At 63.8% G+C, this 19,520-nt stretch carries 15 protein-coding genes and 1 tRNA gene; 4 read left to right on the top strand and 12 right to left on the bottom strand.

The window, feature by feature from the left end; genetic code table 11:
• Positions 1-6 precede the first annotated feature (6 nt).
• Entirely contained in the window at positions 7-1,038 is a 1,032-nt protein-coding gene (locus E5X88_RS21035) for a hydroxyacid dehydrogenase (RefSeq protein WP_292164701.1), read from the top strand.
• Between the two features lie 29 nt (positions 1,039-1,067).
• Here E5X88_RS21035 and E5X88_RS21040 read toward each other — a convergent pair whose 3' ends face one another.
• The 11 genes from E5X88_RS21040 to E5X88_RS21090 all read right to left on the bottom strand — a co-directional run bounded on the left by E5X88_RS21040 (position 1,068) and on the right by E5X88_RS21090 (position 14,166).
• Positions 1,068-1,553, bottom strand: coding sequence for a hypothetical protein (locus tag E5X88_RS21040; protein ID WP_292164703.1), 486 nt, complete (start codon positions 1,551-1,553; stop codon positions 1,068-1,070).
• A 168-nt stretch (positions 1,554-1,721) separates the two neighbouring features.
• The gene (locus E5X88_RS21045) at positions 1,722-4,598 is read right to left on the bottom strand and encodes a nitrate reductase (protein WP_292164705.1); all 2,877 of its coding nucleotides are present in this window, start codon (positions 4,596-4,598) and stop codon (positions 1,722-1,724) included.
• 2 nt (positions 4,599-4,600) lie between these two features.
• Complete coding sequence (gene nirD, locus E5X88_RS21050) at positions 4,601-4,930, bottom strand: nitrite reductase small subunit NirD (protein WP_292164707.1); 330 nt, start codon at positions 4,928-4,930, stop codon at positions 4,601-4,603.
• Between the two features lie 5 nt (positions 4,931-4,935).
• Positions 4,936-7,386 carry a nitrite reductase large subunit NirB gene (nirB, locus tag E5X88_RS21055; RefSeq protein WP_292164709.1) on the bottom strand — a complete coding sequence of 817 codons (2,451 nt, stop codon included), beginning with the start codon at positions 7,384-7,386 and terminating at the stop codon, positions 4,936-4,938.
• A gap of 4 nt (positions 7,387-7,390) precedes the next feature.
• Positions 7,391-8,188 carry an ABC transporter ATP-binding protein gene (locus E5X88_RS21060; protein ID WP_292164710.1) on the bottom strand — a complete coding sequence of 266 codons (798 nt, stop codon included), beginning with the start codon at positions 8,186-8,188 and terminating at the stop codon, positions 7,391-7,393.
• A 10-nt stretch (positions 8,189-8,198) separates the two neighbouring features.
• Positions 8,199-9,095, bottom strand: coding sequence for a nitrate ABC transporter permease (gene ntrB, locus E5X88_RS21065; protein ID WP_292164712.1), 897 nt, complete (start codon positions 9,093-9,095; stop codon positions 8,199-8,201).
• A 66-nt stretch (positions 9,096-9,161) separates the two neighbouring features.
• A complete protein-coding gene (locus E5X88_RS21070; protein ID WP_292164714.1) occupies positions 9,162-10,478 on the bottom strand; it encodes a CmpA/NrtA family ABC transporter substrate-binding protein in 1,317 nt (438 codons plus the stop codon).
• Between the two features lie 354 nt (positions 10,479-10,832).
• Positions 10,833-12,071, bottom strand: a complete 1,239-nt coding sequence (locus tag E5X88_RS21075; protein WP_292164715.1) for a CmpA/NrtA family ABC transporter substrate-binding protein — start codon at positions 12,069-12,071, stop codon at positions 10,833-10,835.
• Positions 12,072-12,073: 2 nt separating this feature from the next.
• Positions 12,074-12,673 (bottom strand): ANTAR domain-containing response regulator, encoded by a 600-nt coding sequence (locus E5X88_RS21080; RefSeq protein WP_145718818.1) that lies wholly within the window; start codon positions 12,671-12,673, stop codon positions 12,074-12,076.
• An 855-nt stretch (positions 12,674-13,528) separates the two neighbouring features.
• A tRNA-Ala gene (locus E5X88_RS21085) sits at positions 13,529-13,604 on the bottom strand.
• A gap of 172 nt (positions 13,605-13,776) precedes the next feature.
• Complete coding sequence (locus tag E5X88_RS21090) at positions 13,777-14,166, bottom strand: TIGR02300 family protein (protein ID WP_292164718.1); 390 nt, start codon at positions 14,164-14,166, stop codon at positions 13,777-13,779.
• Between the two features lie 194 nt (positions 14,167-14,360).
• Here E5X88_RS21090 and aroA point away from each other — a divergent pair, with 194 nt between their 5' ends.
• The 3 genes from aroA (at position 14,361) to rpsA (ending at position 18,528) form a co-directional block, all read left to right on the top strand.
• Positions 14,361-15,719 carry a 3-phosphoshikimate 1-carboxyvinyltransferase gene (gene aroA / locus E5X88_RS21095; protein WP_292164720.1) on the top strand — a complete coding sequence of 453 codons (1,359 nt, stop codon included), beginning with the start codon at positions 14,361-14,363 and terminating at the stop codon, positions 15,717-15,719.
• A gap of 257 nt (positions 15,720-15,976) precedes the next feature.
• The gene (gene cmk, locus E5X88_RS21100) at positions 15,977-16,627 is read left to right on the top strand and encodes a (d)CMP kinase (RefSeq protein WP_292164721.1); all 651 of its coding nucleotides are present in this window, start codon (positions 15,977-15,979) and stop codon (positions 16,625-16,627) included.
• A 203-nt stretch (positions 16,628-16,830) separates the two neighbouring features.
• A complete protein-coding gene (gene rpsA, locus E5X88_RS21105) occupies positions 16,831-18,528 on the top strand; it encodes a 30S ribosomal protein S1 (RefSeq protein ID WP_292164723.1) in 1,698 nt (565 codons plus the stop codon).
• A gap of 137 nt (positions 18,529-18,665) precedes the next feature.
• On the opposite strand, the gene E5X88_RS21110 is transcribed toward rpsA, so the two are convergent.
• Positions 18,666-19,373: an SDR family NAD(P)-dependent oxidoreductase gene (locus E5X88_RS21110; RefSeq protein WP_292164724.1), complete on the bottom strand. Its 708-nt coding sequence runs from the start codon at positions 19,371-19,373 to the stop codon at positions 18,666-18,668.
• Positions 19,374-19,520: the final 147 nt, after the last annotated feature.

The following is a 19,520-nucleotide window of genomic DNA, read 5'->3' on the forward strand; positions in this document are numbered from 1 at the left end:
AGCACCATGTCCGACAGCGCCTTGCCGCTGGTGATCAGCGCGCCCGAACCGCGCACGCTCGACCTGATCTTCACGTCCGAGGCACTGACGAGATTCCGCGCCAAATACCGCATCGTTGAAACGACGCCTGAAGGTGTCGCAACCCTCCCAGCCGATGTGCTCGCCGAAGCGCGCTACATCGTCGGCCAGCCGCCGATCGCGCCGGAGACGCTGGAAAGGATGACGGCGCTGCGCTGCGTCTTCAATGTCGAGAGCAATCTCATCAACAACATGCCGTATGAAACGCTGTTTTCGCGCGGCATCCATGTCGTCACCACGGGTATGGTCTTCGCCGAGCCCGTTGCCGAACTCGGTCTTGCCATGGCGCTCAATCTCGCCCGCGACATCGTCGACGCCGATCTCGCCTTCCGGCAAGGCAGGGAACTTTGGGGCGGCGACGGCAACCAGACGGCGCGGCTTCTCTCCGGCGCGGATGTCGGCATCATCGGCTTCGGCGATCTCGGCCGCGCGCTCAACCGGCTGCTGTCGGGCTTTCGCACGCGGACCAAGGTCTTCGATCCGTGGCTGCCGCCGTCGATCCTCATCGACAACGGCGTAGAGCCGGCTGCGCTCGACACGGTTTTGTCGAGCAGCGATTTCGTCTTCGTCGTCGCGTCGGTGACCAGTGAAAACCAGGGTTTTCTCGGCGCCGAGGCCTTTGCCAGAATGCGCAAGGGAGCCGCCTTCATCCTGCTCAGCCGTGCCGGCGTGGTCGACTTTCCAGCGCTGATGGACGCCGTTCGCCGCGGTCACATCGTCGCCGCCAGCGACGTGTTTCCGGAAGAGCCGCTGGCGCAGGATCATCCCGTGCGCTCGCTGCCCGGCTTCCTGCGCTCCGCCCACCGGGCCGGCGCGCTCGACGTCGCCTTCAAGCGCATGGGCGACATGGTGCTGGAAGACATGGACCTGATCGACCACGGCCTGCCGCCGATGCGTTCCAAGCGGGCCGAACGCGAGACCGTTTCGCGCATGCGTTCGAAGCCGGTCGACAAGAACTGAGCCGCCAGACCAGCGTTTGCGCGGGCTTCTCAGATGGTGAACGACCAGAACAGGCAGGCCAGCGTCGCTGCGGCGAAAACGACGAAGAACAGGCTTCTCAGCAGGATGTTGCGGCGCAGCTCGTTCATGAAGAGATGGCATCCGACGACGGCTGCGACAAACAGGAAGCGCCAGTTCAGCAGCGCCGGCAAGATGCTGCCCTGACCGGAAGCCCATCTGGCGACGAGACAGCCAATGATGGTCGCGAACAAAACGATCATAGCCCAGAAGATGGCATCCGCGGCATGTGTCAGGACGATGCCGGCGGCCCTGATCGGCAAAACCATCATCAGAAGCGCACTGAAGAAATAGACTGATGCAAGCGGGATGAACGTCCCGGCATCGGCAATGCCGTCCAGGCGTTTGGCGCCGATCGCGCCATAGGGATAGCCATGCTTGGCCACCGCCAGGCTCAGCGCCATCAGCAAAGCCGTCAGTACGGCGACCAGTGCGAATGAAGTGAGAGCCTTACTCATGCCGTTTCCTGTCCACCGTTCCTTGTTCTTGGCGAATCGACCAAGGACGTTGGTAGCCCACGGTTGTAAATTGCTGGTAAGCGTCAACGCAGCGCGGTGGCAGCTTTGTGGGACGGCCTTTGCAGCAGAACCGTTCCGGCCACAGGAAATTCAACAGCGGCCGCGCATTCACTCCGCCGCTTGAAGATTTCGTGCACCGATGATGGTCCTGATCTCCGCGCGGCAGGAGCCGCAATTGGTGCCGGCATGCAGGGTGGCGCCGATCGCCTCGACACTGGTGCAGCCGCTGCGCACCGCTTCCGCGATCTGATTGGCGCCAACCCCGAAACAGGAGCAGACGATGGCGCCACGGTCGACGCGATTGCCGCCCGGCCGCCCGGCCACGATCGCCAGCCGGCCGCGCCGATCGGCATGGTCCGCACTCAACTGCTCCACCGCCCAACCGCGCGATACGCCGACCGGCTTGGGCGCGAGATAGAGCGCGCCAGCCAGACGACTGCCGGCGAAACGGGCGAAGCGATAGTGCCCGCCGGCGACGTCATGATAGGCGAGCGTCTCGCCTAGCGCGTCCGCCCCGAGAAGCGAAGCCGCGAAAGCCGACCAGTCCCGGCCAGCCTTCAACGCAAGCTCGAGGCGCCAGCCGGCGGCGCAGCGGGCGAGGCTCCAATAGTCGGCGTCGATCGAGGCCGGCCGTTCGGCAAGGACCGCGAAGCCGAAGGCGGCGGCAGCGAAGCGTTCCACGCGGGCGGCAACGTTCTTCGAGGCCGGCTGGCCTGAAATCGCGTCGGTGATGGGCGCCACCAGCGCATCGACTCGGGCGCGCGCTGAGAACTGGTCCGTCCAGTGCATCGGCACGAAGACCGAGCCCGGCCTCTGCCGCGCCGTCACCAGTGCGCGAAGCAGCACCTCGCCATGCGCGGTCGAGACGCGCACGATGTCGGCGTCGCCGATGCCGAAGTGCTGCGCATCCGCCGGGTGGATTTCGACGAAGGGCTCGGCCATGTGCTGGGACAGCCGCTGGCTCTTGCCCGTGCGCGTCATGGTGTGCCAGTGGTCGCGAACCCGCCCGGTGTTGAGGATCAGCGGGAAGTCGGGACCGATGCGGGTATGGGCTGTTGGGCGGATGGCGATGAAGCGCGCCTTGCGGTCGGGCGTGTAGAAATTGCCGTTGGCGAAGAAGCGGGTGCTGGCGTTACCTTCCAGCCTCCGCCCAGCCTGGACGTGCTCTTCTGACGAAAGTCCCGCTTGAACACCCCCCTCCGGTCTGCCGGCCATCTCCCCCTCAAGGGGGGAGATCGGCAGTTCCACCGACGGCGCTCTTTCTGCAACGCTGACAACTGGCGAAGGCCACGGTGACGGCTGATCTCCCCCCCTGAGGGGGAGATTGCCGGCAGGCCAGAGGGGGGTGCCTGGGTTCGGCACTGGCCATTGGAATGGCGCCAATTCCTCATAGGTCTCGGCATCAACACCTGCATAGGCGCCTATATCAAAGTCGCGGGCGCCGTCATTCTCGAATGCCGAGAGCGCGGCATGCTCGGCGAATATCTCCGCCGGCGACGCATGCGAAAACGCCTCGCCAAAACCCATCCGCCTGGCCACTTCGGCGATGATCCACCAATCCGGCCGCGCCTCGCCGGGTGCCGGCAAAAAGGCGCGCTGGCGCGAGATGCGGCGCTCCGAATTGGTGACGGTGCCGTCCTTCTCGCCCCATGCGGCGGCGGGCAGCCGGACATGGGCGTGGCGGACCGTATCGGTCTTGGCCATTACGTCCGACACCACGACGAACGGGCAGACCTTGATCGCCGCTTCGACGGCATCGGCATCCGGCATCGAATCGACCGGGTTGGTTGCCATGATCCACAGCGCCTTGATGCGCCCGTCGGCCACGGCTTGGAACATCTCGACCGCCTTCAGGCCGGTTTTTTCGGCGACGGCTGGCGCGCTCCAGAACCGCCGCACGCGGTCGCGATGCTCGGGATTTTCGATCTCCATATGGGCGGCCAGCATGTTGGCCATGCCGCCAACCTCGCGGCCGCCCATGGCGTTGGGCTGGCCGGTCACCGAAAATGGCCCGGCGCCGGGCTTGCCGACGCGGCCGGTGGCGAGATGGCAATTGATAATAGCGTTGACCTTGTCGGTGCCCGAGGACGACTGGTTCACGCCCTGGCTGTAGACCGTCACCGTCTTCGCCGTCGCGGCAAACAGGCTGTAGAAGCGGACAAGCTCGTCCCCGCCGAGGCCCGCGGCAGCGGCGATGCCGGCGAGATCGAGCGCCGAGGCGGCGGCAATCGCGCCGTCAAAGCCCGTCGTATGCGCTGCGATATAGGCGCGGTCCAGTACGTCCTGTTCGCCAAGATAGGCGAGCAGACCGGTGAACAGCGCGACGTCGCCATCGGGCGCGATCGCCAGATGCATGTCTGCGAGATCCGATGTCATGGTGCGGCGCGGATCGATCAGCACCACCTTCATCTCGGGCCGCTTTTCCCGGGCAGCGGCAATGCGCTGGTAAAGCACCGGATGGCACCAAGCGAGATTGGAGCCGACCAGCACGATCAGGTCGGCAAGCTCCAGATCCTCATAACTGCCCGGCACCGTGTCGGAGCCGAAGGCGCGGCGGTGGCCGGCGACCGACGAGGCCATGCACAGGCGCGAATTGGTGTCGATATTGGCCGAACCGACAAACCCCTTCATCAGCTTGTTGGCGACGTAATAATCCTCGGTCAGCAACTGGCCGGAGACGTAGAAGGCGACCGCGTCGGGGCCGTGCTCGGCGATGGTCCGCGAAAAGGTCGAGGCGACGAGGTCGAGCGCTTCGTCCCAGCCGGTGCGGCGATCGTGGATCTCCGGGTAGAGCAGCCTGCCGTCGAAGTCGATCGTCTCGGCCAGCGCCGAGCCTTTGGAACAGAGCCGGCCGAAATTCGCCGGATGGTCAGGATCGCCGCGGACGGTCACTTCACCGTCCGCGGCGACCTTCGCCAGCACGCCGCAGCCCACCCCGCAATAGGGGCAGGTGGTCCTCACCTCGCGCGCTTCGTCGATCTTCATGCTCAGGCCGCGCGGCTGGCCAGCGCTTCCAGCGCGATGAACAGACGCTCGCCCTCGATCCGCACCGGAATGGTGCGCACCGCGCCTTCGTCGGCGCCGAGCGCCTTGCCCGTCTCCAACGAAATCACCCAATTGTGCAGAGGACAGGTCACGGCCGCGCCATGCACGATGCCCTGGCTGAGCGGCCCGCCCTTGTGCGGACAATGGTCGTCGATGGCGAAGACCTGATCGTCCGCTGTGCGGAAGACGGCAATCTTGCCTTCTGGTGTCGCGACGCAGCGTGCGCCGCGGCGCGGAATGTCCGATATGGAGCCGATTGATACCCAGTTCATCATGGTCACTCCGCCGCCTGCGCAAAGCCGACCGAAGCCATCGGCCGGAACTCGTGCTTGTCCTTGCCGGAAACGCGTTCCGACCACGGGTCGACCTGTGCGAATTTTTGGCTGAAGACGAAGCGATCGAAATAGGCCTTGCGCTTCTCGCCATCGTCCATGATCTGGCGCTTGATCTCGGCGATGCCAATACGCTTGGCCCATTTGTAGATGCGCTCGAGATAGCGGCCCTGCTCGCGATACATCTGCGTCAGCGCCACGATATGCTCCAGCGCCTCATCCTCGGTTTTCACCAGGCCGAGCACCTCGGTGCCCTTGATGTCGAGGCCGGCGGCGCCGGCGAAATGGATCTCGTAGCCTGAATCGACGCAAATGACGCCGACATCCTTGCAGGTTGCCTCGGCGCAGTTCCTCGGGCAGCCCGACACCGCCATCTTGACCTTGGCCGGGGTCCACGACCCCCACATGAACTTCTCGATGCGGATGCCCAAACCGGTCGAATCCTGCGTGCCGAAGCGGCACCAGTCCGAACCGACGCAGGTCTTCACCGTGCGCAGCCCCTTGGCATAGGCCTGGCCGGAAACGAAGCCGGCCTGGCCGAGATCGGCCCACACCGCCGGCAGGTCCTCCTTGCGGATGCCGAGCATGTCGATGCGCTGGCCGCCGGTGACCTTGACCATCGGGATCTCGAACTTGTCGACGACGTCGGCAATGGCGCGCAGTTCGGCGGCATTGGTGACGCCGCCCCACATGCGCGGCACCACCGAATAGGTGCCATCCTTCTGGATGTTGGCGTGGACGCGCTCGTTGATGAAGCGCGACTGGTAGTCGTCGGCATACTCGTCCGGCCAGTCGCAGACGAGATAGTAGTTGAGCGCCGGGCGGCATTTGGCGCAGCCGCAGGAGGTGGTCCATTCCAGTTCCTGCATGACGGCGGGAATGGTCTTCAGGCCCTTGGCCTTGATCAGCCGGCGGACCTCGTCATGGCCGAGCGTGGTGCAGCCGCACATCGGTTGCACCGCCGCCGGATTGTATTTGTCGCCGATGGTCAACACCATCAGCTTCTCGACCAGCCCGGTGCAGGAGCCGCAGGAAGCGGACGCCTTGGTGTGGGCGCGCACGTCGTCTAGCGAGGTCAGGCCCTTGGCCGTGATCGCGCCCGTGATCTTTCCCTTGCAAACGCCGTTGCAGCCGCAGATTTCCGCATCATCCGGCAAGGCTGCAACGGCCGCCATAGGGTCCAGGGAGGCACCTCCCTGGTATGACTGGCCGAAGATAAGCGTATCGCGCATTTGCGATATGTCGGTCTGCTTCTTCTTGAGGTCGTTGAACCAGGCGCCGTCCGCCGTCTCGCCATAGAGCACGGTGCCGATGATGCGGTCATCCCTAAGCACCAGCCGCTTGTAGATTCCGGCGGCAGCATCGCGCAGGACGATCTCCTGGCGGTCCTCGCCCTCGGCGAAGTCGCCGAGCGAGAACAGCTCGATACCGGTGACCTTGAGCTTGGTCGGCGTGTCCATATGGACGAAAGCCGCCGCCTCGTTGCCGGCAAGCTGGCTGGCGGCAACGCGCGCCATCTCGTAGAGCGGCGCGACCAGTCCATAAACCTGGCCGTTGACCTCGGCGCATTCGCCAAGCGCATAGATGTCTGGATCGTTGCTGCGCATGCCGGCGTCGACGACGATGCCGCGATTGACCGCGATGCCTGCCTCTTTCGCCAACGCCGCATTCGGTCTGATACCTACCGCCATGACGACCAGCGTCGCCGGGATGATGGTCCCGTCGGCAAGCTCCACCTGCTCGACCTTGCCCTTGCCTGTGATCGCCTGGGTGTTGGCCCTGGTGATGACCTTGATGCCGCGCTGCTCGACGGCGCGCTGCAAAAGATAACCGGCAGCCGGGTCGAGCTGGCGCTCCATGAGCGTCGGCATGACATGCAGCACGGTGACGTCCATGCCCTGCGCATTCAAGCCAGCCGCCGCCTCCAACCCGAGCAGGCCGCCGCCGATAACGACGGCCTTGGCCCGCGACTGGGCGGCAAGCAGCATGGCCTGGACGTCGTCGAGATCGCGATAGGTGAGCACGCCCGGCAGATCGTGGCCGGGCACCGGAATGATGAACGGCACCGAGCCGGTGGCGATGACCAGCTTGTCATAGGGCTCGGTAACGCCGTGATCGGAAGTGACGGTCTTCGCTGCCCGGTCGATGGCGACGATCTTGTGGCCCTTGTAGAGGGTGATGCCGTTGGCGATGTACCAGCCGTCGCCATGGATGATGATCTCCTCGAAGGCCTTCTCGCCGGACAGCACCGGCGACAGCATGATGCGGTCGTAATTGACCCGCGGCTCGGCGTTGAAGATGGTGACCTGGTAGCGACCGGGCGCCTGTTCGAAGAGGTGCTCGAGCATCCGCCCGGGCGCCATGCCGTTGCCGATGATGACGAGTTTTTCGGTCATATTGTCACTCCGCGGCTTCGACGAAGCGATGGCGTTCGTAGAGGAACTTCAGCACCGCCTCGCGGCAGCGCAGGAAGGTCCGGTCGGAGGAGAGCTCGATGCGCCGGCGCGGCCGGGCCAGCGGCACCGGAAGCACCTCGCCGATGGTTGCCGCCGGGCCGTTGGTCATCATGACAATGCGGTCGGACAACAGCACCGCCTCGTCGACATCGTGGGTGATCATGATTGTCGTCGAGCCAAGCCTCGAATGGATATCCATGACCGCATCCTGCAGATGGGCGCGGGTCAGCGCGTCGAGCGCGCCGAAGGGCTCGTCGAGCAAGAGTATCTTCGGCTCCATGGCCAGCGCCCGGGCGATGCCGACGCGCTGCTTCATGCCGCCCGATATTTCGGCCGGGCGCTTGTCCTTGGCATGCGCCATCTGCACGAGATCGAGATTGCGCATGATCCAGTCGTGCCGCTCGGCCCGGCTCCTGGTGCGGCCGAAGACCTTCGACACCGCCAGATTGATGTTTTCGTAGACCGTCAGCCACGGCAGCAGGCTGTGGTTCTGGAATACCACGGCGCGTTCGGGACCGGGGCTATCGACCTCCTTGTCTTCCAACAGAACCGCGCCGGCAGAGACCTTGGTCAGCCCGGCGATCAGGTTGAGCAACGTCGACTTGCCGCAGCCGGAGTGGCCGATGATCGAGACGAATTCGCCCTTGTCGATGGTCAGCCGGATGTCTTTCAGCACCTCGCTGACCTGGCTGCCGCGAGCGAAGGATTTGTCGATATGGTCGAGTTTCAGATAGGCCGTCATTGCCCTCTCCTCACTTTGCCGTTGTGCCGCGGGTGACGAAGGCGCCGACCGCCGCGACCAGACGGTCAAGGCAAAAGCCAGTGACGCCGATATAGGCCAACGCGACGATGATGTCGGGCAGCCGCGACGAGTTCCAGGCGTCCCAGATGAAGAAGCCGATGCCGACGCCGCCGGTCAGCATTTCGGCGGCGACGATGGCGAGCCAGGACAGGCCGATGCCAATGCGCAGGCCGGTGAAGATGTAAGGTGCCGCGGCCGGCACCATGATCTTCACGAAGAACTCGAGCTGGTTGAGCCTGAGGATGCGCGAGACGTTGCGGTAGTCCTCGGGAATGTTACGGACACCGACGGCGGTGTTGATGATCACCGGCCAGATCGAGGTGATGAAGATGACGAAGATCGCCGACGGGCTGGAATCGCGGAAAGCGGCCAGTGACAGCGGCAGCCAGGCGAGCGGCGGCACGGTGCGCAATATCTGGAACACCGGATCGAGGCCGCGCATCGCCCAGATCGACTGGCCGACCAGGGCGCCGAGGGCGACGCCGACGATTGCAGCCAGGCCGAAGCCGATAGCGACGCGCTGCAGCGAGATCAGCACCCGCCAGGCCAGTCCGATATCCTGCGGACCGTAGTCGAAGAACGGATGGGCGATCAGATCGTAGGCCTCGTTCCATACCTGGCTAGGTGGCGGCAAGCTGGCATTGGGCGACGAGCAAGCGATCTGCCAGACAACGAGCATGACGATGATGACGACGGCCGGCGGCACCAGGGTGCTCGCCAGCTTGCCGGCGATCGCGGCGGGATCGAAGCGGCGCCTCACCTTGGCGGTGAAAGCTATGACCTCTGCAGGCTTGGCCGGGGCGGGGAACGCCTTCACCTTGCTGTCCTCGATGGCTTGGATAGACATTTCGTAAAAAACTCCTTGAGCACTTGGAGTGACAAGCGATGCCAGCGACGCCGCTTGCCGTCGACGTCAGGCCGATGCCTTGATCTTGAGGCTGTCGAGATAGGCGGACGGGTTGGCCGGATCGAAGATCTTGCCGTCAAAGAAGGTCTCGACGCCGCGCGATGAAGACGCCGGGATATCGGCCGCAGCGACGCCAAGATCCTTCGCCGCCTCGCGCCACAGATCCTCGCGGTTGACCTGGTCGACCAGCGCCTTGATGTCGGTGGTCGCCGCGAATTTGCCCCAGCGGATGTTCTCGGCGAGGAACCAGCTGTCGTGGCTCTTGAACGGGTAGGACACACCACCCTTCCAGAACTTCATGTAGAGGTCGGTGCCGGTGGTGACGCGGTCATTGCCATAGTTGATGTCGCCCTTGAGGCGGCCGATGATGTCGGCGGTCGGTACGTTCATCCATTGCCGCTTGCCGATGATGGCGGCCATCTCGTCCTTGTTTTCCAAGGCTTCGCACCATTGCTGGGCTTCCATGACAGCCATCAGGATCGCCTTGGTGGCGTTCGGGTTCTTGTCGATGAAGGCGGCGCGCAGGCCGAGCGCCTTTTCCGGATGGCCCTTCCACAATTCGCCTGTCGTGGCGGCGGTGAAGCCGACGCCCTGGTGGACGAGTTGCTCGTTCCATGGCTCGCCGACACAGAACACGTCCATGTTGCCGACCTTCATGTTGGCGACCATCTGCGGCGGCGGCACGACGATGGTCGAGACATCCTTGTCGGGGTCGATACCGCCGGCGGCCAGCCAGTAGCGCAGCCAGAGATCATGGGTGCCGCCCGGGAAGGTCATGGCGGCCTTCACCTCCTTGCCTTCGGCCTTCTTGGCCGCAAAGGCGTCCTTCAGCTTGGAGGCATCGAGGCCGACGCCGGTGCCGGCATATTCCTGCGCGACGGAAATCGCCTGGCAGTCGTAGTTAAGCCGCGCCACGATCGCCATCGGCATCGGCTGATTGTTCTGCGTCACCTTGCCGGTGTGCATCAGGTACGGCATCGGCGTCAGGATATGAGCGCCGTCGATGCCGTTGGCTTCGCCGCCGAGCATCAGATTGTCGCGTGTCGCGCCCCAGGAGGCCTGCTTGAGCACCTCGACATCGGGCATGCCGAATTTTTCGAACAGGCCCTTCTCCTTGGCGATCATCAGTGGTGCTGCGTCGGTCAGCGCGATAAAGCCGAGCTTGGCGCCTGTCACTTCCGGCGTGGCGGTCGCGGCATAGGCGCCGGACGGCAGCAGCGCGCGCGCCGCCGCCAGCGTTGCCGCGGTGGCTGCGCTCATCACCAGGAAATCGCGGCGCGTTACGCCCTTGAGGGTGGGCTGGGTTTTGATGCGTTTCGTCATCGTTGTCTCCGGTTGGGCGCAGCTTGGGACCGGCGCCGTCGATTGCGTGTTCGACCAAACAAAAAAGCCGCCGGCCAGGTCGCCGCGCCCGTGCAAACGGGATCGCGTATTAACCTGAGCGGCAGCTTTGCCTGTGGCGCCCGCCATTGGACGCCGTATTCCATGACCCGAAGGCCTATGGATTACTAAGCAGGAACCGTGCCAGTTTGAAGAAACGGCAGATTCTGCAATGAAAACAACCGAGAGCACGGGCGTGAAGGCTGGAGCGCCGGATTGTCGATGCTCACGCGGCAGTCACGTTCATTGTGCAGTCGCACAAAAATTGTGCAGTGCATGATAGTGCGCAAGAAATGCTCAGCCCGTTGGCATGGCCCAGTCGCGGATGGCCAGATAGTCGTCGATCCTGTCCGGATCGAAGATGCGGCCGTCGAAAAACCCATCCGGACCAAGGACGAGGCTGGCGCCGGCCGAGCCGACCGGGGTGGCAGCGGTAAGCGCCCCCTCGACCTTGGCATTAGCGCCCGGCAGGGCGACGCCGAGCGGCTTCAGCGCGACGCGATAGAGGTCGGGCCGGTAGGTGTCTCGCGCGAGCGCCATATGGGCAGCGCTATGCTTGACCTGCCCCCAGCGCACCATCTGCGTGTAGAACCACAGCGCATGGCTCTTCCAGGGAAAATTCGCGGCCTTGTCGAAGGGAAGGAAGAAGTCCTCGACGGCCAGCTCCGCGCCGCCGCCCAGCGCAAGATGTCCGGTCAGGATCGGCGTCTGCAGCGCCGGCGAGAGGCCGAGGAAAGAAGGCTGCGCCATCAGCGCGGCCAGTTCACCGCGGTTTGCCGGATCCTGGCACCAGCGCGCGGCGCGATGAAGCGCGCGCAGCAGGGCCGAAAGGGCCTCCGGGTGCTTCTCGGCCCAGGCCTTGCGCACGCCGAGGACTTTCTCGGGGCTGGTCTTCCAGATGGTGGCCTTGACCGTCGCGATATGGCCGGTGCCAGCGACGACCGAGGCGCTGTTCCAGGGTTCGCCGACGCAGTAGCCGTCGATCCTGCCGGCGGCGAGCGCGTCGGCCATGAAGGGCGGCGGCACGATGACGATTTCTATTTCTCGCGACGGATCGATGCCGCAGGCCGCGAGCCAGTAACGCAGTTCGTAATTGTGTCCCGAGTGCGGATGGACGACCGCAAAGCGCAGCGGATCACGACCGGCATGCGCGCGTTCATGGATCAGCGCGCCCAAGGCCCTGCCCGTTCGAGCCGGATCGAGATCCGGCAAGGCACCGTGCGCGGCCATGCCCGCCCAGAGCGCGTTCGAAACCGTCACGCAGTTGCCGCCCAGTCCAAGCGAGAACGGCACGATCGTGTCGGAGGCGAGCGGGGTGAGTCCCAGATTGCAGGCGATCGGCATCGGCCCCAGCATATGTGCCAGGTCGAAATGCCCGATCGCGATACGGTCGCGGATGTTGGCCCAGGATGTTTCGCGGCTGAGCGTCAGGTCGATGCCTTCGCGCGCGGCAAAGCCGATCTCGCTTGCCGCGACAAGAACGGCGCTGTCGAACAGCGGGATGAAACCTGCATTGATCTGGTGTTCGGCCGCCATGCTCAACTTTCTCCGGGATCCAGAAGGCCTGCCGCCGTCACCAGGCTCTGCGCGATTTCGCTGATCTTGCGGTTCTGGCTCATGGCGGTCTTGCGCAGAAGCGTATAGGCCGCGTCCTCCGACAGGCCGCGCGACCTCATCAGGATGCCCTTGGCGCGGTCGATGACCTTGCGGTTCTCCAATTCACTGCGGGCTTCTTCCAGTTCGCGCGCCATGCGCGAGAACGCGTTGAAACGGCTGATCGCCATGTCGAGGATCGGCTTGACGCGCTCCTGGCGTAGCCCGTCGACGACATAGGCGGAGACCCCCGCTTCCACCGCAGCTTCAATCGAAGCCTGATCCGACCGGTCCACGAACATGGCGATCGGCCGCTTCACCACGCGCGAAAGCTGGAACATGTTTTCAAGCATGTCGCGGTTGGGATTTTCGAGATCGATGACGATCACATCCGGTTCGATCTCGGCGATGCGCCGCGCAATTCCGGCAACGTCGTGAACGACCGTGACCTGCTCATGCCCGGCCTCCCGCAATCCCGCCTCGATGATGGAAGCGCGGATGTGGTTTTCATCGATCACCAGGACGGCGAGGGATTTCCGAGTCATGCCGCATTTTGCGCACGCCGCGCGATTGTGCAATGCGGCACGACGACAAATGACGCAGTCATCTCTTCGAATTCAGAGGGGCCGCCATATGTTCGCGGAGCCGACCCGTTAAGGTTCTTTAAATACCATTACTAGGGACTGACTTTGCTTTTGCATCCGCTGCGCTATCTTCCAGTTGCGAACCTTGTGTCGCTGGCTAGAAGATTGGAGGTTTCCATGGATCGGCGATCATTTTTGACAGGAATGTTTGGCATTGCTGGGGCCGCAGCCCTTGCGAGCGCAGTTCGGCCTATCAACGCAGTGGCTGGTGTCCCAGGCGTCAGAGGCGGCATTCTCGATGAACTGGACGCGCTGGATACGGAAGCCTTCGAGAATGAGGATACCCAAGCAGAACTGCAACCGGTCCGCCATCGGCATTGGCACCGCAGGCGGCGGCGGAGGCGGCGCGGTTGGAGAAGGGTCTGCCGTCGTTACTGGCACAATGGCTATCTGCGCACCCGGTGCCGTCGCAGGCGTGTTTGGGTCTGGTATTGGCATTATTAGCAGTTAGCGTGCTGAAAACCCCGGTGGGCTAGCGGCCGGGGTTTTCGCTTCAGGTGGCTGTTAGGAATCCTCAAAATCGAACTGCGGCGGCGTGCCGCAAGGTGCCGACTAGAGCGGGACGCGTTCAAATCGAACTGGGCATCCCGCTCTATCTATTTATTTTAGCTACATTTCCGCGACGCCAAGTGATTCCGCTTTGGCTGCAAAATGCTCCAGCAGAAATGGCTAAATCCATTTTCAGGAGAATCGGTTTGTAAGGGCCTGCCAGTGATAGGCAGGCCTACAAAGAGACTGATTTTCCTAGGAGAAAACTGGTGGAGCCAATCGGAATCGAACCGACGACCTCTTGAATGCCATTCAAGCGCTCTCCCAACTGAGCTATGGCCCCACTTCCGGCAGTCGACCGGCGCCGTTTCCGGCGAAGAGATCCGGCGCGGGTTCTAGACCGCGCCGTTAGTGCAGCGGCTTCTAACCCCGCCTTCAGTCAATATCAAGCCTTCAACAACCGCTTTTTCTCAAGACGGCGCGAAATCCGGAAAGCGCTTGCGGCAGAGGCCAGATCAGACTTCGTCGTCGTCGTCGCCGACGCCGATCATGTCGGCGACATCGTCGTCTTCTTCCTCTTCGTCGGCGAGGAAAGTATCGTCGTCGTCGTCGCCGAGATCCACATCGTCCTCGTCATCGCCGAGATCGGGAAGATCGTCGGCTTTCGCATCCTCGTCCGCCTCTTCGAGCGAGACGACCTCAACGCCCTCTTCGTCCTCGGCGTCCACTTCCTTCTCGGCAACTTCCTCTTCCTCCTCGAGGGCGGCGACCTTGCCTTCCTCGAAATAAGAGCGGGGATAGGTCTTGCCGGTATAGGGCGAGACGATCGGATCCTTGTTCAGGTCATAGAATTTCTGACCCGTTTCCGGGTCGATGCGTTTGGTGCCAAGTTCGGGTTTTGCCACGGCAAGCCTCGTCGATAAAAGTTTGGTCCCCATAACCACAGTTTACGGCGCTGTCAAAGCCTAAAGCCAACGTCATAAATCCCTGCGTTGAAGGCGTCCTGCAAGGGGATGACCATTTCGGTCCGCCGTGATACGAGACCGCCCAAACCAAAAGAAAAAGGCCGGCCGCCGGCGTTTTCACCCAGGGAAAAACCATGTCGCATACTGCCGCCCCGAAACCGGCCACCGCACGCAAATCGTCAGCGCTTTCAGGCGCGGCGCGGGTACCCGGTGACAAGTCGATCTCGCATCGCTCGTTCATGTTCGGCGGCCTCGCCTCGGGCGAGACCCGCATCACCGGGCTGCTGGAAGGCGAGGATGTGATGCGTACGGGCACCGCCATGAAGGCGATGGGTGCGCATATCGAGAAGCACGGCGCCGAATGGGTGATCCGCGGCACCGGCAACGGCGCCCTGCTGCAGCCGGAAGGTCCGCTCGATTTCGGCAATGCCGGCACCGGCGCGCGCCTCACCATGGGCCTGGTCGGCACCTACGACATGGAGACGACCTTCATCGGCGACGCCTCGCTGTCCGGCCGGCCGATGGGCCGCGTGCTCGAGCCGCTGCGCCAGATGGGCGTGCAGGTGCTGAAGGCGACGCCCGGCGACCGCATGCCGATCACGCTGCGCGGTCCCAAGCACGCTGCGCCCATCACTTACCGCGTGCCGATGGCATCGGCACAGGTGAAATCGGCGGTGCTGATCGCCGGGCTGAACACGCCGGGCATCACCACCGTCATCGAACCGGTGATGACGCGCGACCACACCGAAAAGATGCTTATTGGATTTGGCGCCAATTTGTCGGTCGAGACCGACGAGCGCGGCGTGCGCCATATCTTCATCGAGGGCCAGGGCAAGCTCATCGGCCAGACGATCGCAGTGCCGGGCGATCCCTCCTCGGCAGGCTTCCCGCTGGTGGCGGCGCTGATCGTGCCGGGCTCGGACATTACAATCGAGAACGTGCTGATGAACCCGACCCGCACCGGACTTCTTTTGACGCTGCAGGAAATGGGCGCCCGGATCGACATCGTCAACCCGCGCAATGAAGGCGGCGAGGATGTCGCCGATCTGCGCGTGCGTCATTCGGACCTGAAAGGCGTGACCGTGCCGCCTGAGCGGGCGCCAACGATGATCGACGAATATCCGGTGCTTGCCGTCGCGGCCAGCTTCGCCGAGGGCGAGACGCTGATGCAGGGGCTGGAGGAGTTGCGCGTGAAAGAATCCGACCGGCTGTCGGCGGTCGCCAATGGGCTCAAGCTCAACGGCGTCGACTGCACCGAGGGAGAGGCCACATTGGCAGTGCGCGGAAGACCCGGCGGCAAGGGCCTCGGCAGCCACCCCAATGGTCAGGACACGTCGGTGAAGACGCATCTCGACCACCGCATCGCCATGAGCTTCCTGGTGATGGGGCTGGCCACCGAAAAACCGGTGACCATCGACGACCAGGCGATGATCGCAACGAGCTTCCCGGAGTTCATGGGATTGATGAAGGGGCTGGGCGCGGAGATTGGGTGACGGTTGATGGGTTGGAGCCAAACTGGAATGCTGGAGGGACAGCACCCCCCTCTGTCCTGCCGGACATCTCCCCCGCAAGGGGGGAGATCAGCCGTCACCACGGCTTTCGCTAATCGCCAACGTTGCAAAATTGAGCGGAGCGCCAGAGCCGCCAATCTCCCCCCTTGCGGGGGAGATGTCCGGCAGGACAGAGGGGGGTGGGAAGGATCGCGGCGCTTGTCTTATTCATCGCTCCTTTCGATCGCGGCGGCCAGCCAATGAGCACCACCTTCACCATCGCCATCGACGGCCCCGCTGGCGCGGGCAAAGGCACGCTGGCCCGTCGGCTCGCCGACCATTACCGGCTGAACCTGCTCGACACCGGCCTCACCTATCGCGCGGTGGCCCATGCGCTGCTTCAACTCGGCCTGCCGCTCGACAATGTCTCGGCTGCCGAAACCGCAGCCCGGCAGGTCGACCTGGCCAAGCTCGACCGGTCGGTCCTGTCGGCGCATGCGGTCGGCGAGGCGGCCTCGAAAGTCGCGGTGTTCCCGTCGGTGCGGCGCATATTGGTCGAAAAGCAACGCGATTTTGCCAAGGCGCCACCGGGCGCCGTGCTCGACGGTCGCGACATCGGCACCGTGGTCTGCCCCGACGCCGACATAAAACTCTATGTGACGGCCACCGCCGAAGTGCGGGCAAAACGGCGGCTCGATGAGATCGAGAGCATCGGCGGCACCGCCAATTTCAACGAAATCCTCGCCGATATCGTGCGCCGCGACGAGCGCGACATGGGCCGCGCCGACTCGCCGCTGAAGCCGGCCGCCGACGCGCACTTGCTTGACACGTCGCAAATGGCTATAGAAGCCGCGTTTCTGGCGGCCAGGGCGATCATCGACGACGCGCTGGCCAAGAGAAACGAAGCCTGAGCCGGGTTTTGGTCCCGCTGCCGATTGCCGGCAGCGAAAAAGATACCCATATCGGGCACGAACCAGCCTGCCAGCATTCTTCATGCGCCGGAATTGCCGCTCAGGCGGCCAAGGGCTTTTGAGCCCGGAACGCCGGCAGGCCAACGCAACGCGAACCCACGGCGCCCGCCCCACAACAGATGTGGGGCACTCCAGGAGAAACTATGTCAGCTGCAAATCCCACTCGCGATGATTTCGCGAGCCTGCTCGAAGAATCATTTTCCGCCGGCCATTCCGGCGAAGGCCAGGTCGTCAAGGGCATCATCACCGCCATTGAAAAGGACATGGCGATCATCGATGTCGGCCTCAAGGTCGAAGGCCGCGTGCCGCTGAAGGAATTCGGCGTCAAGGGCAAGGACTCGACGCTCAAGGTCGGCGACACGGTCGAGGTCTATGTCGAGCGCATCGAGAACGCGCTTGGCGAAGCGATGCTCAGCCGTGAAAAGGCCCGCCGCGAAGAGAGCTGGGTCCGTCTCGAGGAGAAGTTCACCAAGGGCGAACGCGTCGAAGGCGTCATCTTCAACCAGGTCAAGGGCGGCTTCACTGTCGACCTCGACGGCGCCGTGGCCTTCCTGCCGCGCAGCCAGGTCGACATCCGCCCGATCCGCGACGTCTCCCCGCTGATGCACAATCCGCAGCCCTTCGAGATCCTCAAGATGGATCGCCGCCGCGGCAACATCGTGGTGTCGCGCCGCACCGTGCTCGAGGAAAGCCGCGCCGAACAGCGTTCGGAAATCGTGCAGAACCTCGAAGAAGGCCAGGTGGTCGAAGGCGTCGTCAAGAACATCACCGACTATGGTGCGTTCGTCGACCTCGGCGGCATCGACGGCCTGCTGCATGTCACCGACATGGCATGGCGCCGCGTCAACCATCCGACCGAGATCCTCAACATCGGCCAGACGGTCAAGGTGCAGATCATCCGCATCAACCAGGAAACCCACCGCATCTCGCTCGGCATGAAGCAGCTCGAGAGCGATCCGTGGTCCGAGATCGGAACGAAATTCCCGATCGGCAAGAAGATCAAGGGCACCGTCACCAACATCACCGACTACGGCGCGTTCGTCGAGCTGGAGCCGGGCATCGAGGGCCTCATCCACGTTTCGGAAATGTCGTGGACGAAGAAGAATGTGCATCCCGGCAAGATCCTGTCGACGACGCAGGAAGTCGACGTGGTGGTGCTTGAGGTCGACCCGGCCAAGCGCCGCATTTCGCTCGGCCTCAAGCAGACGCTCGAGAATCCGTGGCAGGCTTTCGCCAGCGAACATCCGGTCGGCAGCCAGGTCGAGGGCGAGGTCAAGAACAAGACCGAGTTCGGCCTGTTCATCGGCCTTGAAGGCGATGTCGACGGCATGGTCCATCTTTCCGACCTCGACTGGACCCGTCCGGGCGAGCAGGTGATCGAAGAGTACAATCGTGGCGACATGGTCAAGGCGCAGGTGCTCGACGTCGACATCGACAAGGAGCGCATTTCGCTCGGCATCAAGCAGCTGGCCAAGGACACGGTCGGCGAGGCGGCGACTTCAGGCGAGCTGCGCAAGAACGCGGTCGTCACCTGCGAGGTCACCGGCGTCAAGGATGGCGGTCTGGAAGTGCGGCTGGTCGACAGCGGCATCGAGACCTTCATCAAACGCTCCGACCTCAGCCGTGACCGCGACGAGCAGCGCCCCGAGCGCTTCACGGTCGGCCAGAAGGTCGACGCCCGCGTCATCGCCTTCGACAAGAAGACCCGCAAGCTGCAGGTTTCGATCAAGGCGCTGGAAATCGCCGAGGAGAAGGAAGCGGTCGCTCAGTACGGCTCGACCGACTCCGGCGCTTCGCTGGGCGACATCCTGGGTGCCGCGCTGAAGAAGCAGGGCAGCTAATCTGCAAACGCCGCGCTCGCGCGCGGCCTGTAACAAGAACCCCGCCGGAGCGATCCGGCGGGGTTCTTGTTTGACCATGGCAGACCAAGAGTGCGAACGGATTTTGGGAAATCCGCGCTCGAACTAAGGAGAATAGATCAGGCCCTGCCGTAGAGCGGCACCAGCGTGCCGCTCATCGCCAGATTGGCCGGCGAAGCGAGATAGGCGATGGCCTCCGCGGCCGCTTCGAGGCTGACCCATTTGCCGAAATCGGCGGCCGGCATGCCAGCCCGGTTAGCCGGCGTATCGAGGGTCGAGGGCGCGACCGCGTTGACCAGGATGCCCTTGCCCTTGAGCTCCTCCGCCATCGCCACCGTCATTGCCGCGACCGCCGCCTTGCTAGCGGCATAGGCGACCATGCCGGAACCGCGCCGCAGGTCGAGCCCGGCGCGCGCCGTGACATTGACGATGCGGCCAGCCGTGCCCGATGCCAGCATCGAGCGTATCGCCGCACGGCAGCACAGGAAGGTGGTACGGGCATTGGTGTCCATCATTTCGGCAAAAGACGCGGACTCGATCTTCTCCACCGGCGCGGCGGTGAAGCCGCCGGCCAGTTGGATGGACGCCCACAAATCCGGAACGCTGGCGTAGAACGCCTCGACCTTGGCGGAGTCGGCGAGGTCGACATTGTGCGCCAGCCTGACGCGCTCATCCGCCGGGAAGGGAAAATGCGCAGGCGCGGCGGCATGGGCATTGGGCACATGGCAGATCGCGCCCTGTTCCAGCAGTTTGCCGACAACCGCGCCACCGAGCGCTCCGGTGCCGCCGGTCACCACAATATGCCTGCCGTCCAGTGTATCCGTCATATTCGACCGCTCCAGTGTTCTTATACTCTTATGCCGCGCCGGTGGCGAAGGTCGCGCCTTTCGCCCGATCACTCAACTGAAATCTCGACATGACAGGGTCGCGTCTTTGCATCGCTCCAGGCCGTCGGCCAGCCAGGATCCTTGCCA

The organism is Mesorhizobium sp. (assembly GCF_004962245.1).
Taxonomy (GTDB): domain Bacteria; phylum Pseudomonadota; class Alphaproteobacteria; order Rhizobiales; family Rhizobiaceae; genus Mesorhizobium.